This window comes from Nocardia sp. BSTN01 (assembly GCF_015354405.1).
Classification (GTDB): Bacteria; Actinomycetota; Actinomycetes; order Mycobacteriales; family Mycobacteriaceae; genus Nocardia.
Map to the genome: position 1 here is coordinate 28,588 of NZ_JADKYP010000040.1, position 26,563 is coordinate 55,150.

A 26,563-nucleotide genomic window follows, 5' to 3' on the forward strand; every position below is an offset into this window, starting at 1 on the left:
GCCACGCCGACCAAACGCTGTGCGTCGTGGTAGAAGCTCCCGATTCCGCACTGGGACAGGAGAATCCAAGGAGTGTCGGTGCTGGACACTTTGCTGTCACCTCCTTCGAGTAGCCGCCGACTGCGCGGCAACGGCAACTGCCCCGCGGCAATCGGCCGTGGGGGTACAACTGACATGACGGAACCCACCGATCGTTGCGTGCAGACGCGAAACATGTTGGCACCGAGGCACTTCGGCACAACCCGCCTTGGCCGGCTGCGCGCAAAGTCATCACATCAGCAAGTGCGTTGCCGCACAATGTTCTTCATGAATCTTCAGGGGAAGTCTGCTGTTTTCGCAGAGGCGAGCTCTGCGAGAGTTTTGTTCTCCTTCATGGTGAAGCCCGACGTCATTCACAGTGAAGGATCCGCCGATGAGTGAGACCGGCTCCACTCTCACCCGCCGCCAACTGGGTCGATATCTGCGTGAATGCCGGCAGAGCAGCAATATGACGATCGTGCAGGCTGCCGACCTGATGCAGTGGAGCGAGTCCACACTGCAACGCCTGGAGACCGGCAATGCCGAGAAGATCCGCTGGCGCGATGTGAAGGAACTGTGCGAGTTGTACGCGGTGCCGAGCGATATGAGCGAAGCCCTGATCGGTCTCGCGCAGCAAGCGCACGTGAAGTCGTGGTTCCACGAGTATGGGGATCTCATCCCGGAGAACTTCAACCTCTACGTCGGCTTGGAGTCATCCGCTCGGAAACTGACGACCGTCCAACCGGTCATGGTCCCAGGATTGCTACAAACCCCGGATTACGCGCGCACCCTGATCCGAGGTGTATTCCCGGATGGTACAGACGAGGAGCTGGACGGGCGTATCAACCTGCGAGCACGTCGCCAGGCGATCCTTACCAGGAAGTCCCGGCCGGTTGCTCTTGAGGCGGTGATCCACGAAACCGCGATCCGTCGAATCATCGGCAGCGCGCAGATCATGGCGAAACAGCTTCGGCACATGGCCGATCTCAGCACCAATCCGAATGTGACGGTCCGCATTCTGCCGTTTTCGGCTGGCCTACCCCTCGGCGACCCAGTGGGTCCGTTCGTAATTCTCGAGTTCGGGAAGGACAAGCAAGACCGGCCGCTGGAACCCAGCGTGGTGTACGTCGAGAACTTCCTCGGCGATCTCTACCTCGAGAAGAAGGCAGCGGTCGACCGCTACCATCAGGCGTACAACGGTATCCAGCAGGCGGCGCTGGACGATGTGACCAGCAGGAATCTGTTGCGTCAGGTGGCAAGGGAGTTTGAACGTGGACACTGATCTGGCAGAGGCCAACTGGTTCAAGAGCACACGGAGCACTGGCGGCAAGGAATGCGTGGAGGTCGCGTGGCTCGCCAACGGCGCTGTCGGCCTCCGTGATTCGAAGAATCCGACCGGCCCCGCTCTGGTCTTCGCCTCGCACGAGTGGGATGCGTTCAACGAGGGTTTGAAGGCAGGACGCTTCTAACATTCGGAACTCCCCTCGGACGGCGCTGACGGTCCTCCCCTTAAACGGAGTTGGTGGGGAGGACCGATCACACCCAGCCCCCGCCGGTCATCTGACGGCGACCAACACTGTTGAAGAACCCACGCGGCTAGATACACCTAACTGAGACGGAGCCGAAGGAGCATGAGCGTGCCCCGCTGCGACCTGCCCGAAGACCTATGGTTCAAAAGCAGCTACAGCGGCAGTCAAGGCGACTGCGTAGAGGTCGCTTGGCTCACCAACGACACTGTCGGAGTTCGCGATTCGAAGAGCCCCACAGGACCGGCGCTCGTCTTCGCACCTGACGAATGGGACGCGTTCAACGCAAGTTTGCAGGCAGAACGCTTCTAACACCCGTAACTCACCCTCGGACGGGGCTCACCACCGGTGCTGGTTGATGAGTACCGAGAATAGATCCGGGAATCCGCCCAGGCCAGCGGCTTGGGGCGCTTGGCGAGCCGCAACGCCTACGCTTGGCGCGGCGGAGAATGAAACACCCAGACCGATGTTCGACGGGGAAGAGCTTGCCGCCGCTCCGCGATGCACTATCGTTTAGCATCCCAAGGGCGGGGGGTCGCAGGGGCCGCCCCAGGACGGGAGATCCGATGCGGCGAGCGATGACCCTCGGGGCGGCAGTTCTCACAACAGGAGTGCTAGCGGCCTGCTCTTCCGGAAACTCTGGTACGGCAACCCCGGCCGCGTCTGCAACCCCGGCGCCGACAACAACTACCACGGCGCAAGCAACGGCCTGGCACCCCTGTTCCATACCGGATTCCGATATCGCTGGTGTCGGGTTGAACCCGTCGACGAAACAGGAAGACGGACCCGGCAAAGTCAAGTTCCCAGGATGGGATATCTGTTCCTGGTTAGCCGAGAAGCCCAACTGGTATGTACTCAACGTCTATTCCACCAGGGATCACAGCTACGACGAGGTTGTACACAACACAACGTTGTACAAGAACCCCGAACCAGTGACCGTGGAAGGTCGGCCCGGTACCCGGTTGTTCAGTGCCACTGAGGATCATGATTGCACGATCGCGCTCGACTCCAAGCCGCCCGTGCAGTTCCAGATCTCGGCCAAGCCCAGTGCTCGTGAGCCCGGCGATGCCTGTGCCGAGGTCACCCGGATCACCACAGCACTCGTCAAGAACATTCCTTAGCCAGGCAGGCCAACATGTCCGAACTAAGCACGATCCAGCAGCTCGATGCGGAAGTAGATGGCGGAAACCTGAGGTTGAAGGTTCACCGAGATAAGCTCGATGAGGCCATAAAAGGACTTCAGGACCTCATCGACAGTATCGACATGCTGTGGCCGAACGTGCAAGCGGTCGAGCACGTCACCGGGTTCGGCGGGTTCCAAATGGGGCTGGACCTCGCTGCCAAGTTCACCACCAAGGGCAGCGGCGAGAACGGGATCAGACAGCGGGTCAACGAGGTTCAGAAAGAGCTGCAAGCAGCTCAAGAGCTCATCCTCAAAGCTGCTCGAGCCTACGCCGAGACCGATGCCCAATACGCCGATGTGCTGAGCCGAACCGAGGTTTAGCTGTAGTCGCGCGCTAGGCGGGCGCCGAGTTCTTCGAGCAGGCGCCCGGCCTCGGCGATGGATCGCTCCGGATCGGGTTCGAGGTCGCTCAGGGGGTAGCAGCGGGTGAAGCCGGCGGCGCGCAGTCGCTCCGGGGTCAGGGTGCAGCGGCCGGCGACGGCGACGACCGGTACGTCCGCGGCGGCGGCCGCGACTCCGGCGGGCGCCTTGCCGCGCAATGTCTGCTCGTCCATCGCCCCCTCGCCGGTCACCACCAAGTCCGCGTCCCGGACCCGGCCGGCGAAATCGATCAATTCGAGAATCACCTCGATGCCGGACCGCTGCCACGCCCCCAGCACCGCCATGGCCCCGAATCCGGTGCCGCCCGCGGCGCCCGCGCCGGGATGCCCGGCCAGGTCGGCGCCGCGCTCATGCGCGTCCCCCGTCCCGAACGGGTGACCGCTCGCGCCGACCAGGTTCGCCCACTGCGCCAGGATCGCTTCGAGTTCGGCGCACTGCCGGGGTGACGCACCCTTCTGCGGCGCGAAAACCGCTGCGGCACCGTCCGGTCCGAGCAGTGGGTTGTCGACGTCTCCGGCGAGTACGAACGTCGCGTCCCGAACGGCCGGATGCAGAGCGGAGTAGTCGAGGCGTCGTGCGCGAGCGAGAGCCGCTGCGCCCGAACCGATTTCGGCGCCGCCCTCGTCCAGGATGCGCAGCCCCAGCGCTTGCAGCATGCCGGCGCCGCCGTCGGTGGACGCACTACCGCCCAATCCGAGGACGACCTCGCGGATGCCGTTGTCCAGTGCGTGGCGGATCAGCACCCCCAGCCCGTATGTGCCCGCACCCATCGGATCCGTTCGGCCGCCGGGTAATTCGACCAGCCCGACCGCTGCGGCCAACTCGACGACAGCCGTATCGCCCCGCACCGCGTAGCTTGCCGAATGCGGCGCACCGGTCGGACCGACGGTGTCGACCCGCACCCGCTCCCACCCCGCGGCCACGAATGCGTCGACGGTGCCGTCGCCACCGTCGGCAACCGGTACCTGCCGGACCTCCGCATCCGGCGCCTCGCGCGCGATTCCGGCCGCGAGCGCCGCCGCCACCTCCGGCGCCGCCAGCGATCCCTTGAACTTGTCCGGTGCTATCACCACTCGCCACGGCTTTCCACGCACCATCGCCACCCCAATCCGTCGGCAAGCAGTCGAACACGCTCACGGTACTGCGCGTGCCCCGAGCATGCCGGGAACCCGATCCGCCTGAGCCGCCTGCCGCTCCAGCCGCGACAGTCGTGGGGCGGCCGGACTCACGGCATCGGTGCCTGATCCACATGATCGATGCCCACCTCACCGGTACGCAGGTATCGCAGCACGGCATCGTCGAGCGGAGCGTTACCGCGGCCGAAGGTCCCGTGGTCGCCGCCGTCGACGGTGATCAGATGTCCGCGCAGGGCCGCGGCCATCGCGGGACCTCCCGGATAGGCGGTCACCGCGTCGTTGCGGCTCTGCAATACCAGCGGGGCGGTGGGCAGGCCGTGGTCGGCGATCGGCACCGGTGTGGTCACCGGATCCCAATCGGCGCAGGCCAATCCGCTGCGCACCAGATCGGCGCGGGCGTCGAGGGCGTTGCCGCCGGAGGCGACGGTGGCGGCCGCCGAACCGATGGCGTCCAATCGGGCCGGCACCGCGTTCTCGTTGCAGGTGATCGCGGCGAATACCGCCTGGCCGGTCGGATCGGTGGTCGCCGCGCCCGCGATCGCGCGCATCCGCCGCAGATCGCCGGGCTGCGTATTCGCCTCGGCCATCGCCTGCGCCAGACTCGGCCAGAAACCGCGGGTATAGGCGGCCACCGTCGTCGCCGATACCAACGGCACCTGGGCCGACATACCGCCGGAGGCCAACGCGCGCACCAGATTCCGCGCCTTGCCCATCTCCTCGGCACCGGCGTTCACCCCGTCACGCGCCACCGCCGGCAGTGGTGCGGGCAGCTCGCGTGGCAGGTCGGCCGCCGACACCGGTGGCGGCGTCAGGTTGGCGTACCAGCCGCCGCCCTGTGCCGACACCAGCCGCACCCAGGTCTCGTACACCCGCAGCGCGGAGTCGCCGAGGCGGTAGACGTTGTCGTGCTGGGCGATCCAGCCGAACAGATCGTCGAGCCGCTGTTTCCCCGCGAGCTGCTGTTGCGCGAACTGTTCGGTCCACACCCACTGCGGGTCGACGTTGGAGTCCAGCACCATCCGGTCGACACGCTGGGGGAACAGCGAGGCGTAGACCGCGCCCAGATAGGTCCCGTAGGAGATGCCGAGGAAATCGATGCGGTCCACTCCCAGCGCCGCGCGCACCGCGTCCATATCGCGGGCCGTGGTCTCGGTGGTGATGGTCCGCAGATAGCCGGGCTGGGCGGTGTCACACGCCTTCCGGAGCGGTTCGCGCTCGTGGTCGGCGTCCTGCGCGATCTCGGTCCCGCAGGTCAGCGGCGTCGACCAGCGCAGTCCGCGCGGCTGCAGGGCCACCAGGTCGTAGTGCTCGGCCAGGTCCTTCGGCAGCTGGGACAGCCGGGCGCCCCAGTAGTCGAGGGCGTCCGCACCGGGCCCGCCCGGATTGGCGAAGAGGGTCCCGTATCGCTGCCCGCTCGCGCGAATACGGCTGACCGTCACATCGATTCGCGCGCTGTCCGGCGCGGCATAGTCCATCGGCACCGAGATCGACGCACAGCGGGCCGGGGTCTTCTCGCCGACGGAACCGGCCGGGCACGTCCCGAAATCCGGTTCGGCATGCGCGGTCGCCGGCGCCAGCGCGGCGAGCACCGCCGTCAGCACCGCAACGGTCGCCGATCGCGCCGCCACCGGTAGTCCCCGTCGTCCCATCCGCGCCGTCTCCCCGTCCGGCCGGTCGACGGCCGTCGTCGCATCGAGCATCCGACCACTCGAGCCCCTGCATTCTCGCCACCCGCGCCGGGTGCGACAACTCGAACCACGCCCGACACGGGGAAGGACGTCGGCGGAGTCGCACGCCCGCGGTGATCGGCACGTTCTAGGCTCAGCGGATGACGCAGGGTGCGCAGCAGAACACCGAGATTCGAGACAACCCACAGTTCGACCGATTCGAACTGTGGGTCGACGGACAGCATGCCGGGGTGGCCGCCTATCAGGACACCGCCTCCGAGCGCGCCTTCGTGCACACCGAGATCTACCCGCAGTACGAGGGCCAGGGCTACGGCCGCCTGTTGGTGCAGGGTGCGCTCGACCGGACCGTGGAACAGGGCTTCGGCATTCTGCCGCTGTGCCCGATGGTGCATCACTTCGTCGAATCCCGGCCGCGATATCTGGCGATGGTGCCGCAATGGGCGCGCGAACGATTCGGCCTGCCGCAGTAGCCGGCGGCCTCGTCGAGGCGGCCGCTCCGCAATCGAACCGCGAATCACGCGCCACTAAACACAGCGCGCGCCCGGCGACGGTGCGATGATGACTACCGTGGCACGCGCAGAGGAACACGGCGACCGCCCGAGACGCGAATCCCGGTACGAGGAACAGGCGGTGCGGCCCGGCACCTTGCTGGTCTCGGCAACGGAGCTGGTCGAGCCCACTTTCCGGCGCACCGTGATCTACATCGTCGAACACAACGATGCGGGCAGTCTCGGTGTCGTCCTGAACCGGCCGAGCGAAACCGCGGTGCAGGATGTGCTGCCACGCTGGGCCGATCTGGCGGCCGGACCCCGCACCCTGTATGTGGGCGGGCCGGTGAAGCGCGATTCGGCACTGTGTCTGACCACGGTCCGCGTCGGTGCCTCGATCGAGGGCATCCGCGGGCTGCGCCGCGTGGACGGTCGCGTGGCCCTGCTCGATCTGGACTCCGATCCCGATTCGATCGCACCGTTGGTCGAGGGCATTCGCATCTTCGCCGGCTACGCCGGGTGGACCTTCGGTCAGCTGGAAGGCGAACTGGAACGCGGGGACTGGATCGTGTTGTCGGCGTTGCCGTCGGATCCGCTGGCGCGACGCACCGATCTGTGGGCGCACGTGTTGCGCCGGCAGCCGCTGCCGCTGTCGCTACTGGCGACACACCCCATCGAACTAGAACGCAATTGATTACGTATCCACGGAGTGTGGTCCCCCAACGCTCGCCTCGACCGAGGCGGCGGATACGCCCGGTCGGCGCCCATGTCTGACTCCGCGATCCCCCCCGTCGACGCGGCGCCCTCCCGGGCGCAGTTGTTGCGGGTGCTCTACGACGAGCACGCACCGACGCTGTGGCGCTTCACCTACAGCCTGGTCGGCGATGCCGGGCGCGCCGAGGACATCGTGCAGGAGACACTGTTGCGGGCATGGCAGCGGCCGCAGGTCCTCGACCAGTCGACGGCGTCGGCGCGGGCGTGGCTGTTCACCGTGGCCCGGCATCTCGCGGTCGACGAATTTCGCAGTGCGCGGCATCGACGCGAGTACGGCACCGACACACCGCCCGAACAGACGGCTCCGGATGAGGCGGAACGCGCAGTGGACAGTTGGGTGATCACCGACGCGCTGGCTCGGCTGAGCTCCGATCACCGGGAGGTGATCGTGCGGGCCTACTATCGCGGATTGTCGACACAGCAGATAGCGAACGAATTGGCGATACCCGAGGGCACCGTCAAATCCCGGATGCACTACGGGATGCGAGCGTTGCGTTCGGCCCTACAGGAGATGGGGGTGACGAAATGACGGCCGACACCGCGTCACACGACGACTACGCGACCTGGGACGCACCGTATCTGCTCGGCGCCCTCGACCGCGACCAGCGGCTCGAATACGAGGCGCATCTGTCCGGCTGCGACGAATGCCGGCTCGCCGTCGCGGACCTGTCGGGGCTGCCGGGACTGCTCAGCCACGTACCCGAGGACGTCGCCCTCGCGCTGCTCGACGACGAGTCCGCCGCCGACCATGCCGGCAGTGTCGGCGACGCCGGCTTCGAGGCCCTGCTGAACCGGGTGCGCGCGAGCGAGGCGACCACCGACGGCGCCGGGATGCTGCCCTTCGAATCGCATCCCGATACCGGCCGGGCCGCCGAATCCGGAGGAGCCGAGCCGGACAAGACCGCGGGCACGCCGACGGTCCGCGAAACGCCCTCGGAAACCGGCCGCACGGAGCCGGGGGAAGCCCCCGCCTCCCTGGCCGACGCGCGCGAGCGCAAGGGCAGCCGTAGCGGTCCGTGGCTCGCCCTGGCCGGTGCGGTCGCCGCCGCCGCGGCCGCGGTCGCCATCACCATCCCGATCACCGTCGCCCACACCGAGCACAACAACAATCCGCCCACCGCCGAGCAGGTGGTGACGGAGCGGCAGATGGATCAGGTGATCCCCTCTCCGATCACCGCGAATTTCACTCTGACGCAACTGCGTTCCGGCACGCGCGTGAACATGTCGTGCAACTACGCGCCCTCGGATACGGATTACACCTGGGACGGCGCCCTGTGGGTGGTGCACACCGACGGCACGCAGTCGATGGTGGCGCAGTGGACGGCACATCCCGGGCAGACGATCACCGCGGACGGCATCACATCTGCCCCGTCGGATCAGATCAGGTCGGTCGAAATCCGTTCGACCACAACGAATCAGGTGTTCCTGCGCGGAACGGTGTGAGCACCCGCCCTCAGCCGGTCCGCCGGGAATCGAGGTCGCCCTCCACCGCGGTTTCGCCGGCGATATCGGATTTCCATCGCCGTGCGGCCCGCCGCAATGCCCGCGCGTCCGAATATCCGAGCCGATACGCCAGTGCGGATTGGGTCGTCGTCTCGGCGACGCTGCCGGCGACGGACCGCCGCGCCAGATCGAGTTCCCGCCGCCAGGTCGTACCGGATTCCGCGAGCCGGCGCTGCAGTGTTCGCGGGCTCACGGCGAGCCTGGTCAGCGACGAAGCGGGCTGGGTCTCGGGGCAGACCGTGCGGGCCAACGGCGCGATGTTCTGATCCGCTGCTCGGCCTCACAGCAGGGCGAGGGTGGTGCACAGGGCGGCGAGGGCGAGGGCCTGCAGGCCGACCCGGTAGCCCAGGATGCTCTCCCACTTGTCCTGCAGCGCACGGGCGTCGGCGGGGATGACGCCGGTCATCGCCGCCTGGGTCTGCGCGGTGTTGATCGGCTTGGCGATTCGTGCGTACAGGCCGAGCCAGGAGAGCAGTGCCAGCAACGCGATCCCGGCGGCCACCGCGGCGCCCGTGGCTCCCGCGACGGCCGCGACGACGACGGCGAGCACGGTGCTGATCACACCGCCCGCACCGGCGAACGGCATCCGCCGGTCGCCGTAGTAGTGCCCCCATCCGGCCGAGACGGTCATCGTCGCGTCGTCGAGTTTGGCGTAGACGGGCCGGAAGATGAGGGTGGCGGCGACGTCGGTGCCGTAGACGATGGCGTTGGTGAGAACGGCCAGCACGGCGAGAACCTGGGCGGATGTGGTCAGCATGAGAAGACTCCTAGTCATCATCTAGCGTTGCTAGCTTCTATGGCAACAGTAGATGGAGATGACTAGCTTGTCTAGCGTTGCTAGAAAATTTACCGTCCCGCCCCTACCGGGTAAGCGGCGCACCGATCCCCGGCGGCCTGCCCGGACGGTGGGCGTAGGCGCGGCACCGGCTCGGCATGGCCGTCGAAGGCGTGCAGCACCGCGGCATCGGCACGCGGATCGCCGACCGCGATCCGCGCACTGCCGTCGGGATACCCCTTGGCCGCGATCCCCGCACCCGCCAGCGTCGCGTGCGCCGCGGGCCCCGGCAGATAGAGAAAGTTGCCACGGCTGCACGGCACCGCGAAACCCCTGTGCCGCAGTGCCGTTCGCAGCGCCTCCCGCTCGGCGGTGATATCGGCGACTCGCTCGGCGAGCTCGGCCGACGCGGCATAGCAGGCCCGCACGGCCGCGACGGCATACTCGGGCATCCCGAACGGAAGTTGCAGCCGCCGTACCCGTGCCACCAATTCCGGCGCGCCGAAGGCGTACCCGATGCGTAGCCCGGCGAGTCCGTAGGCCTTCGAAAAGGTCCGCAATACCAGGAGATTGGGATAGCGGGCGATGAGTTCATTGGGGTCGACGGTCTCGGCGTCGGCCAGAAATTCCACATAGGCCTCGTCCAGGATCACCGGAACATGTCGCGGCACGCCGAACAGGAAGGCCTTCAACTCCGCGGCGGGCGCCACGGTTCCGGTCGGATTGTGCGGGCGGCAGATCGCGACCAGAGCCGTCCGGTCGTCGACGGCGCGGGCCATCGCCGCCAGCCGCTGCCGTCCGCTCGAATCCAGCGGCACCGCGACGACTTCCAGTCCCGCCATGGCGGCCATGATCGGGTAGCCGTCGAAGGTCGGCGTCGCGAACACCATGCGCCGGCCCGGTCCCGTGACCGCCTGCATGATCTGCAGCGCCACCCCCGTCGCCCCGGCACCGACCACCACCTGATCGGCATCGACGCCGAGATGCGCGGCGATCACCGCGGGCAGCCGCCGGGGCAGGAATTCCGGATACCGGTTGGCGTCGCGAATCGCCTCGTTCACCACCGCCAGCACGGAAGGCAGTGGCGGAAACGGGTTTTCGCTCAGCGCCAGATCGAATTCCATCACGCCGCACCCCAGCGCACCGCGGCCGCGGCCGCGAAATCCCCGGCATGGGCGAACGCCGCCAGCAGCACCACCGAACCGTTGCGCAACCGACCGGCCCGATTCTCGATATCGAGGGTCACGGGAATACCCGCGGCGAACAGATTTCCGCACCGATCGAAGGAATCCGGATGGCGTTCGGCGGGCAGTTCCAGCGCATCGTGCCAGTTCCGCAGAAACAGCCGATTCGGCTGGTTGGTGACGAAGGTGTCGATATCGCGGCCCTTGACTCCGATGCGGTCGCATACCGCAAGAGCGAGTTCGGGGACCAGCCGGTTGCCGCGCGCGAAGACCTTCGTCACCTTCGATTCGGTGAAGCTCACGCAGCCCTGGCCCTCGCCGGGCTCCCAGTATTTGCGTTCGGAGCCGGTGGAGAAATCCATATCCCCGGCGAATTCCGGAAAGGTACGGCATTGCACGTCGAGGATCGGCGCACGATTGTCCTTGACTAGCAGTCCCACTCCGCACCCGTCACCCGGCACCGGCGCCTGCGCGAGTGTGCGAATCTCGGTCTGCGTGAAGACCGGTCCGGCGGTGTTCTGCGTCGTCGCGATCAACGCGGTGCGGGCGTCGGTCGTCTGCAGAATCATCCGGGCCAGCATCATCATGTGGATGAACGCCGCACAGCCGCCGTTGTGCACATCGAACACCCACTTCGGGTTCATCCCCAGCCGCCGCGCCACCTCCGGCCCGGCGCCCATGACGGGATTGTCGGGCAGTTGGGTATGGGTGAGCAGCACGTCGATATCGGCGAGCGTGCCGGCGCCGTGCCGTTCGATCAACGGCGCGACCGCGCGTTCGACCATATCCACGGCGGTTTCGTCGCGGCCCTTGTGATGGCGGCCGTGCGGTGCGCGGAACATGACGTTCTTCGCCATCCGCTCCGAACGCGAGAATTGTGTGAAGTATTCGGTACCTACCGGCTCACCCGGCAGATAGCAGGCCACATCGGCCAGACTGACCGGTGCCAGCCGCAGGGCGGGGTCGGTGAAATCCATCTCGGCGCATCCTCACTTCATCCACTCGGGGGTGATCGACAGCCCGTGCGCGGCACGGTATTCGGCGATCGCTTTCAGGTTGTCCAGTTCCAGCCGGTGTCCGGCGGAGAACATCTCCCAGAAATCACCGACCCAGACCGTGCGGCCCTCCGGGGCCCGGTCGGGATAGGGATTCGCGTCGTAGAACGGGTGGCGGCAATTGGTCCACAGCACCACCGAACCGGGCTTGTTCAACACCACCTGGGCGTCGACGACGCGCATCAGGTAGATCATCCACAGGTGTTCACCCTGGTCCCACGCACAGTGGTAATCCACGGTCATCGCATCCGGATTGGCCTCGGTGCGAGTGAAGATCCGGGTGTCCTTGCCCAGCCGGTCGTAGGATTCCCACAGCCCCGGGGTGGCGGTTTCGGTGAATCCGCGCAGACTGTAGGTCCATTCCTCCAAACTCTGTGTGTGCGAGAGGTATTCGTACAATTCGCGCGGCGGTGCGGCGATGTAGTCCTGCACCGGGCAGAACTGCCCGAAGACCTGGTCGTGGGGATAGACCGAGCGCAGCATATCCATGATGATCGGAGTGGTCGTCTCGCGATCGGAATTCTCGATACGCAACAATCCGGGTATGACCCGATGCGGATGGTCGGCGATATCGCTGAGCGCGGGTGCGGTGCTGATAGTCACGGATTCCTCCTCGATGCGGACAGGAAGGGGATGAACGGCGGTATCTCGTCCGGATCGCAGTCGATCGAAACGAACGAGGGCCCAGGCGTTTCCAGGCAGTACGACAGCACGGTCGCGAGCTCGGCCGGCGTCGCCGGCGAGAAGGCGGGCAGATCCGGGAACATCGCCGCCATACCGGCTCCCAGATGCGCCTTGTGGAATCTGTTGAAGCTGTAGCGGTCTCCGTAGAACAGTTGCTCGCGGGTCACGCACATGCCGTGCGCGGAATTGTCGAGGACGACGAAGGTCACCGGCAGCGCGAATTGGATCGCGGTGTGAATTTCCATGCCGTGCATGTAGAAAGCGCCGTCCCCGGCCACGACCACGGTGCGGCGCTCGGTACCGTCGGCGCGGTGGCGGCGGGCGAAACAGGACCCGATGGCGGCGCCGAAGGCGTAACCCATGCCGCCCATGCCGAGGGCGACGACGAAGCGGCCGTCGCGCGGCGGGCGCAGGTGATGGACCACCGAGGCGCCGGTGTTGCCCGCATCGGCGAAGACATCGGTATCGGAATGCACCGCGCCGTTGAGTGTTTCGACGATGTCGCGGTATCGCAGCCCCGGCCCGTCCGCCGGTGGCACCGGTAGTGGATCCGGCGCCCGGCGCGGCCGCCGCGGTTCCACCCGGTGCACCGGGCCCGCGCCGGTCGTCAGCTCCGAGGTCAGTTCGCGGAGCGTGGCGGCCAGATCGGTGCTGGTCGCGTGGACCGTGGGCAGGTAGGGCGGCTCGCCGCCGACCGACGCCGTCGACGCGCCGAGTACCGACTCCAGACCGGCTCGCGCGGTGACCGGCATCCGGGTGCCGACCAGCAAGCACAGCGCGCAGCCGCGCAGGGCATCGGCCAGTTCCGCATGGCCCATACTTCCGGCGACACCGAGGAAACCGTGTTCGGTGCAGTCGTACACATCCTTGGCGTCCGGTGCGACGCCGACACCGGCGTCGAGAACCGTCGCCAGATCGCGCAGTTCGCCGCGAGCGTCGTCGCGGGCGACCTGCGCGCCCGCGATGATCACGACCTTGCCCACCGCCCGGGCCGCCCGCAGCCCCTCCAGGAGCCGTTCGATACCGGCATCGTCGCGCCCGTGCATCGGCCGCGGCGCGACGAACGGCCCGGCGTCGAATTCGGCCTGCTGCACATCCTTCGGCAGGAGCAGAACCGCCGGACCGCCCGCCCGTGCGGCCGCGACGGCGCGGGACAGATGCGCCGGTAAGGAGGTGGGTGTCTCCACCCGCGCGCAATACAGGGAAATCGTGTCGAAAAGTTCGGCGGCGTCGAAGGTTCCGGCTCGTCCACTGGAATCCTGAAACGCGCCTCTACCTTCCAGATCGGTCGGCGCCTGGCCCACCAGCGCCAGCACCGGAATCCGCGAAGCGTGCGATTCCGCCAGTCCGGCAACGAGATTCATCGCGCCGCCCCCGGAGGTCGCGCAGACCACGCCGAGACCCGCGGTGGAGCGGGCATATCCGTCGGCCATGGTGGCCGCGGCGAATTCGTGTTTGGCCACCACCGCGGTGACCCGGTCCGCGGCGTCGTAGGCCGCGTCGTAGAGATCTTCGATATTGGCGCCGTCGACCCCGAAGATATGTCGTACGCCCATGTCCGATACGGCCTGCACCAGATAGTCGACCACTCGTGTCGGCATCGCCGCTCCTTCCCGTGGGGCGGTCCGAAGCCGGCCGCGCTGCCGGACCGAACGCACTCAGCGGGGATACGAAGCACGACCCCGGCCGGTTCACCGCCGCCGCATGCCATCCCGGAAACACCCTCTTGCGTGTACGTATACATCTACGTACAGTTGGGGCCATGCCGAACAAGACCGTGTACGTCTCCGATGACGATCTCCCTCTGTTCCAGCGCGCACAGGAGCTGGTCGGCGGCAATCTGTCGGGTGCGATCGTGACGGCACTGCGCCGGTACATCGAACTGGAGGAGGGGCGGCTACAGGGATTCGACGAGATCGTCCTGCGCGTCGGCCACAACGGCGCCCGGCAGGTGCGATTCTCGGGAGTGCTGCTCACCGAGTCGAGCGATATGGGCGACGAGCGTTTCGAGCGCATTCGCGTATTCCGCACGCGCAAGGGCAAATTCGTGTTGCACCGGCAGCGTTCGGAATGGACCGACTACCCGACCGACACGAACTGGCTGAAGGATCTGACCAATTGGCGGCGGATGCTCGGCGTCACCGATCCGGACTGGGGCGAATTCACCATGGACATCTACGAGTCGCCGGCCGACCTGAAAGGCAGGGTTCCCGACAAGCTGTACAACCGCATCAGCGATCTGACCGAGCATCCGCAGATCGAGGATCTCGACATCTGATCGACCGCTTCGGGCCGACATGATGTCGGCCGCAACATAATTCGATATCGACCCACCTTGTCCGCCGGAAAACCCGCGGACACGGCTCGGTCGACGCATGCATTCATCGCTATCTTTATATGAAAGGACGACCATGAGTTCACCGGCCATCTCGGTCACCGGCCTGCGCAAATCGTTCGCCGACCACGTGGTGCTCGACGGTATCGACCTCGCTGTGCCCGAGGGCAGGATCTTCGCGCTGCTCGGGCCCAACGGCGCGGGCAAGACCACCACCGTCCACATCCTCGCCACCCTGACCCGGCCCGACGACGGCAGTCTGCGCGTCGGCGGCCACGATCCGGTCGCCCAACCCGATGCCGTCCGCACCGCCATCGGCGTGACCGGCCAGTTCTCGGCGGTCGACGAACTGCTCACGGGACGCGAGAACCTGCTGCTGATGGCGGATCTGCACCATCTGCCCCGCGGCGAGGGCCGGCGCATCGCCGACGACCTGCTGGCCCGCTTCGACCTGCGCGACGCCGCCGACAAGGTCGCCGGAAGCTACTCCGGCGGGATGACGCGCCGGCTCGACCTGGCGATGACACTGGTCGGCGAGCCGCGCATCATCTTCCTCGACGAACCCACGGTGGGCCTGGACCCACGCAGCCGGCGCGGAATGTGGGACATCATTCGCGAGCTGGTCGCCGACGGCGTCACTATCTTCCTCACCACCCAATACCTGGAGGAGGCCGACCAGCTCGCGCACCGGATCGCGGTGCTCGACCACGGCCGGATCGTCGCCGAGGGCACACCCGACGAGCTGAAACGCCTTGTGCCGGGCGGACATATCCGCCTGACCTTCGGCGACGACGAACAGTTGCGCAGCGCCGCCGGACTACTCGGCGGAACGACCACGGACTCGACGCTGGCGGTGCCGAGCGACGGCGGCGTCGCATCCCTGCGCGACGTCCTGGACCGGCTCGGCCGCGCACAGATCGAGCCCGAGAGCCTCTCGGTACACACCCCCGATCTCGACGACGTCTTCCTCGCCCTCACCGGCCACACCGCACCCGAGAAGGAAACCGCACGATGACCACACACACCCTCGCCGACTCCCGCACCATGTTGCGCCGGAACCTGGTGCACGCCAAGCGATATCCCGGCATGACGATCAGCATGTTCATCATGCCGCTGGTGATGCTGCTGATGTTCAACTATATCTTCGGCGGCGCGCTGGAGAAGGCCACCGGTGGTAGCTACATCGACTATCTGGTTCCCGGCATGATGCTCATCATCCCGGCCTATCTGGTGGTCGGCGTCGCGGTGGCCATCGCGTCGGATATGACCAAGGGCATCGTGAACCGGTTCCGGACCATGCCCATGGCACACTCCTCGATCCTCACCGGACAGGTCGCCGGGACCGTGATCCAGGGCGTACTCGGCGTCGGGCTGATGGTCGCGGTCGCCGTGCTGATCGGCTTCCGGCCCGATGCCACGATCGTGGAGTGGCTGGCCGCCTTCGGCCTGATCATCCTGGTGATCTTCGGATTGGCCTGGCTCGGAGTGGGTTTCGGGCTGGCCGCCAGAACGCCGGAGGGCGCGAGCAACACCCCCACTCCGCTGATCTTCCTTCCCTTCCTCGGCAGCGGCCTGGCACCCACCGACACGATGCCCGCCGGTGTCCGCCAGTTCGCGGAGTACCAGCCCTTCACACCCCTGACCGAAACCCTGCGCGGACTGCTCATGGGCACGGCCATCGGAGGTAACGGCGTCGTGGCGGTGGCCTGGTGCCTCGGTTTCGCGGTGGTCGGCTACCTGTGGTCGCGCTCGCTGTTCCGCCGCAAGACCAACTGAGAGGCAAGGATGTGACCAACGCCCTGCTCGCCGGGGCGTTGGCTCATCGCAAAGGGCACTTTCGTGTTCTCGGAGCGGCAGGGTTCAATGACTTCCGAGGTCGATCGTCAGGATCTTGACGACCGGATGAGGATCTCCGCGCTCGCCTTCGCAACTGGCGTTGCAGAACTGATAGTCGATCCGACCTGCCCCACTGATCTCGTAATGGATCGTTCGGGAGTACCCCTCCCATTTCGGCCCGTGGTGTTTACCGCGCAGAACGGTCGTCGATCCCACCGCCGGCGGTACACCGGGGGTCGATGACACGTGCTCCCAGAACTGGCGGGCTGCGGTCAGGCCGACCCGGTCCGCAAGACCGTTCCATACGGCAACGAACTGACGATGAACCAGCACACGATAAACCGGCTTGGTGGCCGGGCGTCCTCCTGGCGATCGAGCCGCGACATAGGGGCGGTACGCGCCTGGCTGCGGATCAGACATCGCCGCTAGTCTGCGGCTCGGTTACCTCCACATAATCCGACTCGTTCCCGCCTCCGGTGTGCACCGCGCGACGCAACGGATCGCGCATCACCGCGGCGGTGGTCACCCAAGCGTGCAGCGTCTCGCGCAGGGGCGTCGGATCCTCCGATGTCACGGTCAGTACGACCGCATTCCGTAACTCGTCCAACGCCTCGGCACGATCGTCCGGGTCGAATTCCGACAACCATGCGAGACCACCCAACTGGACCGGCGTCGGTGTCTGGGTCCGAGCGAGTACACCCTCGACGGTGAACAACTGTGTAATCACGGCCGCCGCCTCGGTCAAGGCAGCCATGCGCTGCGCCGCAAGCATGACCAGCACGGAACCGTCGGTATCACGCAAGGACGCCAACGACTGTTTCGCCTCGTCCAGGAACTCGCGGCGCCGCGCTCCCGCCAGATCGCTCACCTGATACATCGTCATGCCATAATTTTAGCAAGATAATGGCATCGTATGCGCAGCCGTCCGGGCTCAATTCAGGTGAACGATCGATGTGGGGCAGGGCTGCAATCTGCGGCGACACTCGACTTCTCCGATCCGGATCGCGGACAGCAGATTTCGTACCCTCTCCTCATGCCGGTTCTGCGCTCGATCCTGCTGTTCGTCCTGGCCGCCCTCGCCGAGATCGGCGGCGCGTGGTTGGTGTGGCAGGGGGTGCGAGAACACCGTGGGTGGGCGTGGATGGGCGCGGGGGTGATCGCGCTGGGGCTGTACGGATTCGTCGCGACGCTGCAACCGGACGCTCATTTCGGGCGCATCCTGGCCGCGTACGGCGGCGTCTTCGTCGCGGGATCGCTGCTGTGGGGCGTCGTGTTCGACGGATTTCGTCCCGACCGATGGGATGTGGCGGGTGCGGCGGTGTGCCTGCTCGGCGTCGCGGTCATCATGTACGCGCCGCGCGGCTGATCCGCACCGGTCCGGCATCATCGGGATATGCCCGTTTCCGGACGTTTCCAGCCCAATCCACCGCAGGCCGTGGGTACCCGCAGCCGGGTGCTGCTGCGGTTCCGGTGCGCGGGGCGGGATTTCCTGCTCCGGCAGACGATCGTCGAACCGGGCGGTGACAGTGGCTGGCACTATCACGACGGCACCCTGTTCGTCCTCGTCACCGGCAGCACCCTGGACCACCCCGGAACCGACTGCGTACCGGTCACCTATCGCCCGGGCCGGATATTCCGCGAGCCGGCCGGCGCCGCCCACGCCCACATGGCCCGCAACCGCACGCGAAAACCCTTGCGACTCACCGTGTTCTACGTCCTTCCGGCCGGCAGTCCGCTGTCCCGTTCGATCGGCGCACCGGAGTGCGACACGGACCGGCGGTAGGGGCCCGGCCGCGGTCAGCTCGCGAGTTCGGGCAGCAGGCCGGGGAATTCGGTGAGGTCGCGCAGGACGACATCGGCACCGGCGGCCCGCAGCTCGGCCGCGTCGCACGGACCGGTGGTCACCCCGACCGCATAGGCCGAGGCGGTGCGGGCACCGCGCATATCGCCGATATGGTCGCCCACGTACACGCTCGCCTCGTGGTCGCGCAGCGCCTGGGCCTTCTGCTCGGCCCACAGGTCGCCGATCACCGCGTCGGCCGGGATGTCCAGGTGGGTCAGGTGCAGTTTCGCGTTCGGTTCGTATTTGCCGGTGACCACGATCACGCGGCCGCCCAGCGCCCGGACCGCCGCGGCCGCCGCGCGGGCGCCGGGCAGTTCCACCGTGCCGGTGATCGCGTACTCCGGATACATCTCCCGATACAGATCGGCGACGGCCGGGACGCGGTCGGCGGGGAACCAGTTGGCCAGCTCGTGTTCCAACGGCGGGCCGAGGCGGGTGACGACCAGATCGCTGTCGATCGGCGTACCGGTGCGCCGGGACAATTCCCGATAGCAGGCGCGGATGCCGGGCCGGGAGTCGATCAACGTCATATCGAGGTCGAAGCCGACCGTGATCGGTGCCGTCATACCGGACGGCCGGACGCCGCGCGGATCACTTGGCGGGCTGGCAGGCGTCGCGCAGTGAGCACGCGCCACAGGAACTGCCGCAGCCGCCGACCTCGGCCGGGGCGAGGCCCGCGATGGCCTCGTTCGCCGCGTTCACGCCGGCGCCCAGGGTGAACAGCGCCACGACCAGCGCCACCGCGGCGGCGGCCAAGCCCACCCATACGGTCGCGACCAGCGCGATCGCACCGGCCGCGGCGAGCAGCAGACCCGCACCGACCGAGGTCGGCCCGGCGACGCGGTTGGCCAGGCGATACGCCTCTTCGGTGCGGAGGGCTTCCTCGGTGTGGACACCGAAGAACCGATTGGGTGGCAGGGTGCCGGTCAGCCCGAGCACGCCCGTGACAACGGCCACGGCCGCAAGCAGAAACAGGAGGAGCGCGACCACGAACACCCGGAATACGGTACTCCGGTATCGAAACGTGGCGCCCGCGGGGCTCGCCGCCGCCACGAACGCCCCGCTCACCCCTTTTTGGGTGCTGACGTGCGCACGCTCTACCCTGAGTGACGACGTTGTCCACAGACGTTCACCAGGGGAACTCGGCGACAAGTAAGGCAGGACCGTGCAGGACACTCGTGCAACCGATACAGCCGGCGCATCGACCGGCCGGGGCGACGGGCCCGAAAGCAGCCTGCCCACGCTTCCCGGAACCGATGTGCCCGCGCACCGCTACAACGCCGAACTGGCCGGCGACCTGGAGAGCAAGTGGCAGCGGGTGTGGGCCGAGCGCGGCACCTTCCACGCGCCGAATCCGGTCGGCCCGCTGGCCGGGGAGACCCCGGCCGACAAGCTGTTCATCCAGGACATGTTCCCGTATCCGTCGGGTGCGGGCCTGCACGTCGGCCATCCGCTGGGCTATATCGCCACCGACGTGTTCGCGCGCTACCACCGCATGCACGGTCGCAACGTGCTGCACGCGCTGGGTTACGACGCCTTCGGCCTGCCCGCCGAGCAGTACGCGGTGCAGACCGGTGCGCACCCGCGGGTGACCACCGAATCCAATATCGCCACCATGCAGCGCCAGCTGGACCGGCTGGGCCTGGGTCACGACCGGCGCCGCTCGTTCGCCACCACCGACCCCGAGTTCTACAAGTGGACGCAGTGGATCTTCCTGCGCATCTACAACGCCTGGTACGACACCTCGGCGAACAAGGCCCGCCCGATCGCGGATCTGGTGGCCGCCTTCGCCGCCGGCGAGCGACCCACCCCGGACGGTCGCGCGTGGGCCGAGTTGTCCCCCGCCGAACAGGGCGAGATCCTGGACTCGTATCGCCTGGTCTACCAATCGGATTCGATGGTCAACTGGTGTCCGGGACTGGGTACGGTGCTGGCCAACGAAGAAGTCACCGCCGACGGTCGCAGTGAGCGCGGCAACTTCCCGGTGTTCCGGAAACGCCTGCGGCAGTGGATGATGCGCATCACCGCCTACTCCGACCGCCTGGTCGACGATCTGGACCTGCTGGACTGGCCGGACAACGTGAAGGCCATGCAGCGCAACTGGATCGGGCGCTCGCGTGGTGCCGAGGTCTCCTTCGGCGCGAACGGCGAGAACATCGAGGTCTTCACCACCCGGCCCGACACCCTGTTCGGGGCGAGCTATGTGGTGCTGGCCCCGGAACACGAGCTGGTGGACCGGCTGGCCGTCGCGCAGTGGCCCGCCGACGTCGACCCCCGGTGGACGTTCGACGCCGCCTCTCCGGCCGAAGCCGTTGCGGCCTACCGCAAGTCGATCGCCGCCAAGTCCGATCTGGAGCGGCAGGAGAACAAGGAGAAGACCGGCGTCTTCCTGGGCGCGTACGCCACCAACCCGGTCAACGGGGCGCAGCTGCCGATCTTCATCGCCGACTATGTGCTGTCGGGCTACGGCACCGGCGCGATCATGGCGGTGCCCGGCCACGACCACCGCGACTGGGAGTTCGCGCGGGCCTTCGGTCTGCCGATCGTGGAAGTCATCGCCGGAGGCGACATCTCGGAGTCGGCGTATTCGGGCGACGGCCTGCTGGTGAACTCCGACTACCTGAACGGGCTGGACGTCGAGACCGCCAAGGCCACCGTCGTCGAGCGCCTGGAGCGCGACGGCCACGGCAAGGGCACCATCCAGTACAAGCTGCGCGACTGGCTGTTCGCCCGCCAGCGCTACTGGGGTGAGCCGTTCCCGATCGTCTACGACGAGCAGGGTGCGGCCCATCCGCTGCCGGAATCGATGCTGCCGGTGGAACTTCCGGAGGTGCGCGATTTCGCGCCGGTCACCTTCGATCCCGACGACGCCGATTCCGAACCGTCGCCGCCGCTGGCCAAGGCCACCGATTGGGTGACCGTCGAACTGGATCTGGGCGACGGGCCGAAGACCTACCGCCGCGACACCAACGTGATGCCGCAGTGGGCCGGTAGCTCCTGGTACCAGCTGCGCTACACCGACCCGACCAACTCCGAGGCGTTCTGCGCGCCGGAGAACGAGCGCTACTGGCTGGGCCCGCGCCCGGCCGAACACGGCGCGAACGATCCCGGCGGCGTCGATCTGTACGTCGGCGGCGTGGAACACGCGGTGCTGCATCTGCTGTACGCGCGGTTCTGGCAGAAAGTGCTGTTCGACCTGGGCGAGGTGTCGGGTCCGGAACCGTACCGGCGGCTGTTCAACCAGGGCTACATCCAGGCCTTCGCCTACACCGACGAGCGCGGAACCTACATTCCGGCCGCCGAGGTGATCGAACGGGACGGCAAGTTCTTCTGGACGAACACCTCCGGTGTGGAGATCGAGGTCTTCCAGGAGTACGGCAAGATCGGCAAATCGCTGAAGAACGCCATCTCCCCCGACGAGATGTGCGATCTGTACGGCGCGGACACCTTCCGGCTGTACGAGATGTCGATGGGCCCGCTGGACACCTCACGTCCCTGGGCGACCAAGGACGTCGTGGGCGCGCACCGCTTCCTGCAGCGGGTGTGGCGCCTGGTGGTCGACGAGGAGTCCGGGGCCGCACTCGTCACCGACGCCGAGCCGGCCGATGCCACACTGCGCCTGCTGCACAAGACGATCGACGGTGTCGACGCCGACTACGCCGCCCTGCGCGACAACACCGCCGGTGCGAAGCTGATCGAGCTGACCAACCATCTGACCAAGCAGTATCCGCAGGGCGCGCCGCGCACGGTGGTGGAACCGCTGGTGCTGATGCTGGCGCCGATGGCCCCGCATATCGCCGAGGAACTGTGGGAACGCCTGGGTCACGGCACGGCGCTGGCGCACGGTCCCTTCCCGATCGCGGATCCCGCACTGCTGGTGGAGGATTCGGTCGAATACCCGATCCAGGTCAACGGCAAGGTCCGCAGCCGGGTCAGCGTACCGGCGGATGCCGATGCGAAGACGGTGGAGACGGCGGCGCTCGCCGACGAGAAGCTACGGGAATTCCTGGCCGGCAAGACCCCGCGCAAGGTCATCGTCGTGCCCGGCAAGCTGGTGAACGTCGTCGCGTAACCCGTTCCCGTGCTGGATCAGCCCCGGTCCACGGAGCCGATCCAGCCCGGTCGACGGCACCGATCCAGCCGGCCTCCAGCGCCCATTCAGCGGGCGATCGGACGCAGCACGATCTCGGTCGGGTGTGCGTCGCGGGGCGTCTCGACGGCGTTGCGGACGGCACGGGCGACGGTCGCCGCGGTCAAGAACTCGTCCGGGTTGTAATCCCGCTCCTCGGAGGCGACGATCGCGCGCTGCATCTCGGTGTCGATGCGCCCCGGGTGGACGGAGGTGACGCGCAGGCTCGGTTCCTCCAGCCGAAGCGCGTCACCGAAGGCGCGCAGACCGAATTTGCTCGCGGCGTATACGCCCCAGGCCGGGTTGGCGCGCAGGCCGGCGCCCGAATTGATCAGCACCACATGGCCGTTCGCCGCACGCAGCGCGGGCAGTAGCAACCGGGTCAGCTCGGCGACGGCAATCAGATTGGCTTCCAAGGTGTTTCGCCACTGCTCGACCGACGATTCGGCGATCGATCCCAGTTCGGCGACACCCGCGTTGTGTACCAGTACGTCCAGGCGGTCGATCGACGCGGTCACCGCGGGCAGTGCGGCGTAATCGGTCAGATCGACCGGCCACGGTTCGGCATCGGGAAGTTCCGTCCGGATGGCCGCCAGCGATTCCGCCGAGCGCGCGCCCAGCAGCAGCCGGTGCGTTCCCGCCAGCTCCCGCGCGATCGCGGCCCCCAGGCCCCGGCTGGCGCCGGTGATCAAGGCGGTCGGCACATCCTGTGCGGCAGTTGATTCCGAAGTCGCGGCCATGTGCTCACCGTAAACCCCGCCCGTCCCGGCTGTCGCGGCGCTACGCACAGCACCGTCTCGGCGCTACGGACAGCACCCTGTCGGCGCTACGGACAGCACCCCCTCGGCGCTACGCACCCGGGAGGGACGTCCCGGACAATCACACCGCCGCGAGCGGACATCTGTCGCCCATCGGTGGCGAGCCCCGGCCGATGGGTGTAATCCGGATTCGAGCAACCGGCTCACAGCGGCGGGCGGGGGACGAACTCCGCGCATGACGAAGAACGAGGCGATGAGGGTGGACACTGCCGAACAGGTGACCGGGCCGGACCATGCCCCAGCAGCGGCCGGTGTGCGGCACGCGACTCCGGGGCGGCGCGCATATCTGAAGGTGACGTCGCAGAATAGGGAAATGAACGGTCCTGGCTTCACCCCCACCCAACTGGCTGCCCGGGCCTCCTATCTGCTCCGCGGCAACGATCTGGGGACCATGACCAGCGCGGCCCCGAAGCTCTATCCCCATATGTGGAGCTGGGACGCCGCCTTCGTCGCGGTCGGCCTGGCGCCGCTGAGTGTGGAGCGGGCCGTGGTCGAACTCGACACCCTGCTGTCGGCGCAGTGGCGCAATGGGATGATCCCGCACATCGTGTTCGCCAACGGGGTGGACGGCTATTTCCCGGGACCGAGCCGGTGGGAATGCCGCCGGCTGGCCACGAACGCTCCCGCCGGTCCCGACACGTCGGGCATCACCCAGCCGCCGGTGCACGCGATCGCGGTCCAGCGCATCCTCGACCACTCCCGCCGCCACGGCCGCACCACCCGGGCGGTCGCCGCGGAATTCCTGGATCGGCGCTGGGTCGATCTGATGCGCTGGCATCGCTGGCTGGCTCATGCCCGCGACCCCAAACAGCACGGCCGGATCACCCTGTATCACGGCTGGGAATCCGGAATGGACAATTCGCCGCGGTGGGATCGCGCCTACGCCAATGTGGTGGTCGGCGACCTGCCGCCGTATCGGCGGGCCGATATCGACGTGGTCGACCCGGCGCAGCGTCCCTCCGATCGCGAATACGACCGCTACCTGTGGCTTGTGGAACAAATGCGTCGTTGTGGATACGACGATTTCCAACTCGCCTCGACGATGGGCTTCGCTGTGGAGGATGTCTTCGTCACCGCCGTGTTCGCGCTGGCCTGTGAGGTCCTGGCCGGAATCGGGGAGGACCACCGCATGCCGCACGCCGACGTGCGCGAGCTCTACGAATGGGCCGACTATTTCCGCGCCGGCGTGATCGCCACCGCCGACCCGCGCTCCGGGGCCGCACGCGACTTCGACCTGCGCGCCGACGAGTGGATCGGCACCGAGACACTGGCCATGTTCGCACCGCTGCTGTGCGGGGGACTGCCGCGCACCACCGAACGCAGCCTGCTGCGCCTGTTCGAGGGTCCGCGCTTCTGCGGGCACCCGGATCTGCGCTACGCGCTGCCGCCCTCGACCTCGCCGGTGTCGAAGGATTTCCGTCGGCGCGAATACTGGCGCGGACCGGTCTGGCCGGTGATGAGCTGGCTGTTCTCCTGGGTCTTCGCCCGCCGTGGCTGGGCCGAACGGTCCTTCATGCTGCGTGCGGAAGGTTTGCGGCAGGCGGGCGACGGCAGCTTCGCGGAGTACTACGACCCGTTCACCGGCGACCCGCTGGGGAGCATGCAGCAGTCGTGGACGGCGGCCGCGGTTCTCGACTGGCTCGGATGAGTCACGCGTAAACACTGGTCACAAGTGCCTCGGCTGCTTACTCTCGTAGCCATGTATCGACGCACCGTGGCTCGTCCGAAAGTCCGTCGCTTCACCGCAGCCTTGCCGCTGCTCGCCGTTGCCGGCATATTCTCGGCAACCGGTATCGCCTCCGCCGGACCCACCGGGCCGGATGTGTCGTCGTGGCAACACATCGACGGCCGTCTGATCGATTGGTTCGCGGTCCGCGCCTCCGGGCACAACTTCGCCATGGTGAAGGCCACCGAGGGGCTGAACTACGTCAATCCCTATTTCGTCCCCGACAGCCTGCTCATGCGCGCGGCCGGGGTGGCGCGCGGCACCTATCACTACGCCCATCCGGATCTGCCGCCGGAACCGCAGGCCGCCCTCTACGCCGCGGTCGTCCTCGGCCAGAACGGCCCGCTGGACCTGCCACCGGTGCTCGATATGGAGAATTCCGGCGGATTGCCCCCGGCGGAGCTGATCGACTGGACCCATCGCTATCTGACCACGGTGCAGGCATTGACCGGCCGCGTGCCGATCATCTACACCTACCCGCGGTTCTGGCAGACGGCGATGGCCGATTCCGATCAGTTCCACCAATATCCGCTGTGGATCGCCGATTACCGCGGTAACGCCCAGCCCGAAGTGCCCGGCGGCTGGCCGGCGTGGACCTTCTGGCAGACCACCGATTCCGGCAGTGTGCCCGGTATCGCGGGCAATACCGACCTCAACGTCTACAGCGGGGCGCAGGGCAGTTTCGCGCAGTTCGCCAATATGCCGTTCAGCGGCAGCAGTTCGGGCAGTTAGAGGATCTGGGACAGAAACTGTTGCAGCCGTGGGGTTTCCGGATCGTCGAAGAGACGGTCCGGAGCCCCCGACTCCACCACCCTGCCCTGGTCCATGAACACCACACTGTCGGAAACCGAACGGGCGAAACCCATTTCGTGGGTCACCACGATCATCGTCATACCGCCGGACGCCAGATCCGCCATCAGCGAGAGCACACCCTTGACCAACTCCGGGTCCAGGGCCGAGGTCGCCTCGTCGAACAGCATCAATTCCGGCTTCATCGCCAGCGCGCGGGCGATGGCGACGCGCTGCTGCTGACCACCGGACAGATTCGCGGGGCGGGTGTCGGCGCGCGCCGCCAATCCGACCGCCTCGAGTTGCTCCAGCGCCAGTGCCCGCGCCGCTTCCTTGCTCAGGCCGCGCAATTTCCGCGGTCCCAGGGCCACGTTCTCCGCCACCGTCTTGTGCGGGAACAAATTGAAATGCTGAAAGACCATCCCGATGCGCTGCCGCAGCCGATCCGGATTCTCACCCAGCACCGACACCCCGTCGATCAGCACATCGCCGGAATCGGGTTCGTGCAGGCGGTTCAACACCCGCAGCAGGGTGGACTTTCCCGAACCGGACGGGCCGATGACCGTGGTGGTGTGACCGGCCTCGACGTGGATGTCGACGCCGCGCAGCACCTGGTTGTTGCCGAGAGTCAGATGCAGATCCACCCCGGTCAGCGAGGAACTGGCGCTCACGCCTTTCGCATTGCGGTCACT

At 67.2% G+C, this 26,563-nt stretch carries 31 protein-coding genes; 17 read left to right on the forward strand and 14 right to left on the reverse strand.

Translation table 11 applies throughout. The features are described from left to right. Positions 1–412 precede the first annotated feature (412 nt). From IRT45_RS25795 to IRT45_RS25815, 5 genes are all read left to right on the forward strand, one after another. The gene (locus IRT45_RS25795) at positions 413–1,300 is read left to right on the forward strand and encodes a helix-turn-helix transcriptional regulator (RefSeq protein WP_194808458.1); all 888 of its coding nucleotides are present in this window, start codon (positions 413–415) and stop codon (positions 1,298–1,300) included. Further along, complete coding sequence (locus IRT45_RS25800) at positions 1,290–1,487, forward strand: DUF397 domain-containing protein (RefSeq protein ID WP_194808459.1); 198 nt, start codon at positions 1,290–1,292, stop codon at positions 1,485–1,487. Before IRT45_RS25795 ends, IRT45_RS25800 begins: the two co-directional genes overlap by 11 nt. A gap of 162 nt (positions 1,488–1,649) precedes the next feature. Then, positions 1,650–1,856: a DUF397 domain-containing protein gene (locus tag IRT45_RS25805; protein WP_194808460.1), complete on the forward strand. Its 207-nt coding sequence runs from the start codon at positions 1,650–1,652 to the stop codon at positions 1,854–1,856. 266 nt (positions 1,857–2,122) lie between these two features. Beyond that, entirely contained in the window at positions 2,123–2,665 is a 543-nt protein-coding gene (locus IRT45_RS25810; protein ID WP_194808461.1) for a DUF3558 domain-containing protein, read from the forward strand. Positions 2,666–2,679: 14 nt separating this feature from the next. Then, positions 2,680–3,048, forward strand: a complete 369-nt coding sequence (locus IRT45_RS25815; protein WP_194808462.1) for a hypothetical protein — start codon at positions 2,680–2,682, stop codon at positions 3,046–3,048. Here the strand turns inward: IRT45_RS25815 and IRT45_RS25820 are convergent. Both IRT45_RS25820 and IRT45_RS25825 read right to left on the reverse strand, forming a co-directional pair. Further along, entirely contained in the window at positions 3,045–4,205 is a 1,161-nt protein-coding gene (locus tag IRT45_RS25820; RefSeq protein ID WP_194808498.1) for a glycerate kinase, read from the reverse strand. The genes IRT45_RS25815 and IRT45_RS25820 overlap by 4 nt on opposite strands. Before the next feature lie 128 nt (positions 4,206–4,333). Continuing rightward, entirely contained in the window at positions 4,334–5,944 is a 1,611-nt protein-coding gene (locus IRT45_RS25825) for an alpha/beta hydrolase (protein ID WP_228535086.1), read from the reverse strand. Between the two features lie 128 nt (positions 5,945–6,072). On the opposite strand from IRT45_RS25825, the gene IRT45_RS25830 reads away from it, so the two are divergent. The 4 genes from IRT45_RS25830 to IRT45_RS25845 all read left to right on the forward strand — a co-directional run bounded on the left by IRT45_RS25830 (position 6,073) and on the right by IRT45_RS25845 (position 8,637). After that, positions 6,073–6,402: a GNAT family N-acetyltransferase gene (locus tag IRT45_RS25830; RefSeq protein ID WP_063063723.1), complete on the forward strand. Its 330-nt coding sequence runs from the start codon at positions 6,073–6,075 to the stop codon at positions 6,400–6,402. Positions 6,403–6,490: 88 nt separating this feature from the next. Next, a complete protein-coding gene (locus IRT45_RS25835; protein WP_084512512.1) occupies positions 6,491–7,114 on the forward strand; it encodes a YqgE/AlgH family protein in 624 nt (207 codons plus the stop codon). A 72-nt stretch (positions 7,115–7,186) separates the two neighbouring features. Beyond that, positions 7,187–7,723, forward strand: coding sequence for a sigma-70 family RNA polymerase sigma factor (locus tag IRT45_RS25840; RefSeq protein WP_051025276.1), 537 nt, complete (start codon positions 7,187–7,189; stop codon positions 7,721–7,723). Beyond that, a complete protein-coding gene (locus tag IRT45_RS25845; protein ID WP_194808463.1) occupies positions 7,720–8,637 on the forward strand; it encodes an anti-sigma factor in 918 nt (305 codons plus the stop codon). The genes IRT45_RS25840 and IRT45_RS25845 overlap by 4 nt, the downstream gene beginning before the upstream one ends. Before the next feature lie 10 nt (positions 8,638–8,647). Here the strand turns inward: IRT45_RS25845 and IRT45_RS25850 are convergent, their stop codons facing one another. The 6 genes from IRT45_RS25850 to IRT45_RS25875 form a co-directional block, all read right to left on the reverse strand. Then, positions 8,648–8,947, reverse strand: a complete 300-nt coding sequence (locus IRT45_RS25850) for a hypothetical protein (RefSeq protein WP_194808464.1) — start codon at positions 8,945–8,947, stop codon at positions 8,648–8,650. 30 nt (positions 8,948–8,977) lie between these two features. Then, entirely contained in the window at positions 8,978–9,454 is a 477-nt protein-coding gene (locus IRT45_RS25855) for a DUF1772 domain-containing protein (RefSeq protein WP_194808465.1), read from the reverse strand. An 89-nt stretch (positions 9,455–9,543) separates the two neighbouring features. Further along, on the reverse strand, positions 9,544–10,596 hold the full coding sequence (locus IRT45_RS25860) for an aminotransferase class I/II-fold pyridoxal phosphate-dependent enzyme (RefSeq protein WP_194808466.1): 1,053 nt from the start codon (positions 10,594–10,596) through the stop codon (positions 9,544–9,546). Further along, the gene (locus tag IRT45_RS25865) at positions 10,596–11,633 is read right to left on the reverse strand and encodes a 3-oxoacyl-ACP synthase III family protein (RefSeq protein ID WP_194808467.1); all 1,038 of its coding nucleotides are present in this window, start codon (positions 11,631–11,633) and stop codon (positions 10,596–10,598) included. The genes IRT45_RS25860 and IRT45_RS25865 overlap by 1 nt, the downstream gene beginning before the upstream one ends. 12 nt (positions 11,634–11,645) lie before the next feature. Further along, the gene (locus IRT45_RS25870) at positions 11,646–12,314 is read right to left on the reverse strand and encodes an SRPBCC family protein (protein WP_194808468.1); all 669 of its coding nucleotides are present in this window, start codon (positions 12,312–12,314) and stop codon (positions 11,646–11,648) included. After that, on the reverse strand, positions 12,311–13,996 hold the full coding sequence (locus tag IRT45_RS25875) for a thiamine pyrophosphate-binding protein (protein ID WP_194808469.1): 1,686 nt from the start codon (positions 13,994–13,996) through the stop codon (positions 12,311–12,313). The genes IRT45_RS25870 and IRT45_RS25875 overlap by 4 nt, the downstream gene beginning before the upstream one ends. A gap of 161 nt (positions 13,997–14,157) precedes the next feature. Between IRT45_RS25875 and IRT45_RS25880 the strand changes: the two genes are divergently transcribed. From IRT45_RS25880 to IRT45_RS25890, 3 genes are all read left to right on the forward strand, one after another. Then, positions 14,158–14,673, forward strand: a complete 516-nt coding sequence (locus IRT45_RS25880; protein WP_194808470.1) for an EXLDI protein — start codon at positions 14,158–14,160, stop codon at positions 14,671–14,673. Between the two features lie 133 nt (positions 14,674–14,806). Beyond that, entirely contained in the window at positions 14,807–15,745 is a 939-nt protein-coding gene (locus IRT45_RS25885) for an ATP-binding cassette domain-containing protein (RefSeq protein ID WP_194808471.1), read from the forward strand. After that, entirely contained in the window at positions 15,742–16,506 is a 765-nt protein-coding gene (locus IRT45_RS25890) for an ABC transporter permease (protein ID WP_194808472.1), read from the forward strand. The genes IRT45_RS25885 and IRT45_RS25890 overlap by 4 nt, the downstream gene beginning before the upstream one ends. 84 nt (positions 16,507–16,590) lie before the next feature. Here IRT45_RS25890 and IRT45_RS25895 read toward each other — a convergent pair whose 3' ends face one another. Together IRT45_RS25895 and IRT45_RS25900 are read right to left on the reverse strand one after the other, a co-directional pair. Beyond that, positions 16,591–16,986, reverse strand: coding sequence for a hypothetical protein (locus IRT45_RS25895; RefSeq protein WP_194808473.1), 396 nt, complete (start codon positions 16,984–16,986; stop codon positions 16,591–16,593). Beyond that, positions 16,979–17,449 (reverse strand): hypothetical protein, encoded by a 471-nt coding sequence (locus IRT45_RS25900; RefSeq protein WP_194808474.1) that lies wholly within the window; start codon positions 17,447–17,449, stop codon positions 16,979–16,981. The genes IRT45_RS25895 and IRT45_RS25900 overlap by 8 nt, the downstream gene beginning before the upstream one ends. Before the next feature lie 150 nt (positions 17,450–17,599). On the opposite strand from IRT45_RS25900, the gene IRT45_RS25905 reads away from it, so the two are divergent. Then, positions 17,600–17,932 (forward strand): YnfA family protein, encoded by a 333-nt coding sequence (locus IRT45_RS25905; protein ID WP_194808475.1) that lies wholly within the window; start codon positions 17,600–17,602, stop codon positions 17,930–17,932. Between the two features lie 27 nt (positions 17,933–17,959). Next, positions 17,960–18,349 carry a cupin domain-containing protein gene (locus tag IRT45_RS25910; protein ID WP_194808476.1) on the forward strand — a complete coding sequence of 130 codons (390 nt, stop codon included), beginning with the start codon at positions 17,960–17,962 and terminating at the stop codon, positions 18,347–18,349. Positions 18,350–18,363: 14 nt separating this feature from the next. On the opposite strand, the gene IRT45_RS25915 is transcribed toward IRT45_RS25910, so the two are convergent. Further along, positions 18,364–18,975 carry an HAD family hydrolase gene (locus tag IRT45_RS25915; protein WP_194808477.1) on the reverse strand — a complete coding sequence of 204 codons (612 nt, stop codon included), beginning with the start codon at positions 18,973–18,975 and terminating at the stop codon, positions 18,364–18,366. 25 nt (positions 18,976–19,000) lie between these two features. After that, positions 19,001–19,405 (reverse strand): SdpI family protein, encoded by a 405-nt coding sequence (locus IRT45_RS25920; RefSeq protein ID WP_194808478.1) that lies wholly within the window; start codon positions 19,403–19,405, stop codon positions 19,001–19,003. A 238-nt stretch (positions 19,406–19,643) separates the two neighbouring features. Here IRT45_RS25920 and leuS point away from each other — a divergent pair, with 238 nt between their 5' ends. Further along, positions 19,644–22,481, forward strand: a complete 2,838-nt coding sequence (gene leuS / locus IRT45_RS25925) for a leucine--tRNA ligase (RefSeq protein ID WP_194808500.1) — start codon at positions 19,644–19,646, stop codon at positions 22,479–22,481. An 86-nt stretch (positions 22,482–22,567) separates the two neighbouring features. Here the strand turns inward: leuS and IRT45_RS25930 are convergent, their stop codons facing one another. Continuing rightward, entirely contained in the window at positions 22,568–23,278 is a 711-nt protein-coding gene (locus IRT45_RS25930; RefSeq protein WP_194808479.1) for an SDR family oxidoreductase, read from the reverse strand. Between the two features lie 391 nt (positions 23,279–23,669). Between IRT45_RS25930 and IRT45_RS25935 the strand changes: the two genes are divergently transcribed. Both IRT45_RS25935 and IRT45_RS25940 read left to right on the forward strand, forming a co-directional pair. Next, on the forward strand, positions 23,670–25,004 hold the full coding sequence (locus IRT45_RS25935) for a glycogen debranching protein (RefSeq protein ID WP_194808480.1): 1,335 nt from the start codon (positions 23,670–23,672) through the stop codon (positions 25,002–25,004). A 51-nt stretch (positions 25,005–25,055) separates the two neighbouring features. Then, entirely contained in the window at positions 25,056–25,814 is a 759-nt protein-coding gene (locus IRT45_RS25940; protein ID WP_104392011.1) for a glycoside hydrolase family 25 protein, read from the forward strand. On the opposite strand, the gene IRT45_RS25945 is transcribed toward IRT45_RS25940, so the two are convergent. Then, positions 25,811–26,542, reverse strand: a complete 732-nt coding sequence (locus tag IRT45_RS25945; protein ID WP_194808501.1) for an amino acid ABC transporter ATP-binding protein — start codon at positions 26,540–26,542, stop codon at positions 25,811–25,813. The genes IRT45_RS25940 and IRT45_RS25945 overlap by 4 nt on opposite strands. Positions 26,543–26,563: the final 21 nt, after the last annotated feature.

Bases quoted from the DNA above. Each gene is read 5' to 3' on its own strand.
- IRT45_RS25875 (WP_194808469.1), bottom strand. From the start codon at position 13,996: ATGCCGACACGAGTGGTCGACTATCTGGTGCAGGCCGTATCGGACATG.
- IRT45_RS25915 (WP_194808477.1), bottom strand. From the start codon at position 18,975: ATGACGGCACCGATCACGGTCGGCTTCGACCTCGATATGACGTTGATC.
- IRT45_RS25795 (WP_194808458.1), top strand. From the start codon at position 413: ATGAGTGAGACCGGCTCCACTCTCACCCGCCGCCAACTGGGTCGATAT.
- IRT45_RS25835 (WP_084512512.1), top strand. From the start codon at position 6,491: ATGACTACCGTGGCACGCGCAGAGGAACACGGCGACCGCCCGAGACGC.
- IRT45_RS25885 (WP_194808471.1), top strand. From the start codon at position 14,807: ATGAGTTCACCGGCCATCTCGGTCACCGGCCTGCGCAAATCGTTCGCC.
- IRT45_RS25860 (WP_194808466.1), bottom strand. From the start codon at position 10,596: ATGGAATTCGATCTGGCGCTGAGCGAAAACCCGTTTCCGCCACTGCCT.
- IRT45_RS25930 (WP_194808479.1), bottom strand. From the start codon at position 23,278: ATGGCCGCGACTTCGGAATCAACTGCCGCACAGGATGTGCCGACCGCC.
- IRT45_RS25910 (WP_194808476.1), top strand. From the start codon at position 17,960: ATGCCCGTTTCCGGACGTTTCCAGCCCAATCCACCGCAGGCCGTGGGT.
- IRT45_RS25905 (WP_194808475.1), top strand. From the start codon at position 17,600: ATGCCGGTTCTGCGCTCGATCCTGCTGTTCGTCCTGGCCGCCCTCGCC.
- IRT45_RS25865 (WP_194808467.1), bottom strand. From the start codon at position 11,633: ATGGATTTCACCGACCCCGCCCTGCGGCTGGCACCGGTCAGTCTGGCC.
- IRT45_RS25820 (WP_194808498.1), bottom strand. From the start codon at position 4,205: ATGGTGCGTGGAAAGCCGTGGCGAGTGGTGATAGCACCGGACAAGTTC.
- IRT45_RS25935 (WP_194808480.1), top strand. From the start codon at position 23,670: ATGAACGGTCCTGGCTTCACCCCCACCCAACTGGCTGCCCGGGCCTCC.
- IRT45_RS25825 (WP_228535086.1), bottom strand. From the start codon at position 5,944: ATGCTCGATGCGACGACGGCCGTCGACCGGCCGGACGGGGAGACGGCG.
- IRT45_RS25855 (WP_194808465.1), bottom strand. From the start codon at position 9,454: ATGCTGACCACATCCGCCCAGGTTCTCGCCGTGCTGGCCGTTCTCACC.
- IRT45_RS25900 (WP_194808474.1), bottom strand. From the start codon at position 17,449: ATGACGATGTATCAGGTGAGCGATCTGGCGGGAGCGCGGCGCCGCGAG.
- IRT45_RS25940 (WP_104392011.1), top strand. From the start codon at position 25,056: ATGTATCGACGCACCGTGGCTCGTCCGAAAGTCCGTCGCTTCACCGCA.
- IRT45_RS25895 (WP_194808473.1), bottom strand. From the start codon at position 16,986: ATGTCTGATCCGCAGCCAGGCGCGTACCGCCCCTATGTCGCGGCTCGA.
- IRT45_RS25805 (WP_194808460.1), top strand. From the start codon at position 1,650: ATGAGCGTGCCCCGCTGCGACCTGCCCGAAGACCTATGGTTCAAAAGC.
- IRT45_RS25815 (WP_194808462.1), top strand. From the start codon at position 2,680: ATGTCCGAACTAAGCACGATCCAGCAGCTCGATGCGGAAGTAGATGGC.
- IRT45_RS25840 (WP_051025276.1), top strand. From the start codon at position 7,187: ATGTCTGACTCCGCGATCCCCCCCGTCGACGCGGCGCCCTCCCGGGCG.
- IRT45_RS25890 (WP_194808472.1), top strand. From the start codon at position 15,742: ATGACCACACACACCCTCGCCGACTCCCGCACCATGTTGCGCCGGAAC.
- IRT45_RS25880 (WP_194808470.1), top strand. From the start codon at position 14,158: ATGCCGAACAAGACCGTGTACGTCTCCGATGACGATCTCCCTCTGTTC.
- IRT45_RS25845 (WP_194808463.1), top strand. From the start codon at position 7,720: ATGACGGCCGACACCGCGTCACACGACGACTACGCGACCTGGGACGCA.
- IRT45_RS25810 (WP_194808461.1), top strand. From the start codon at position 2,123: ATGACCCTCGGGGCGGCAGTTCTCACAACAGGAGTGCTAGCGGCCTGC.
- IRT45_RS25830 (WP_063063723.1), top strand. From the start codon at position 6,073: ATGACGCAGGGTGCGCAGCAGAACACCGAGATTCGAGACAACCCACAG.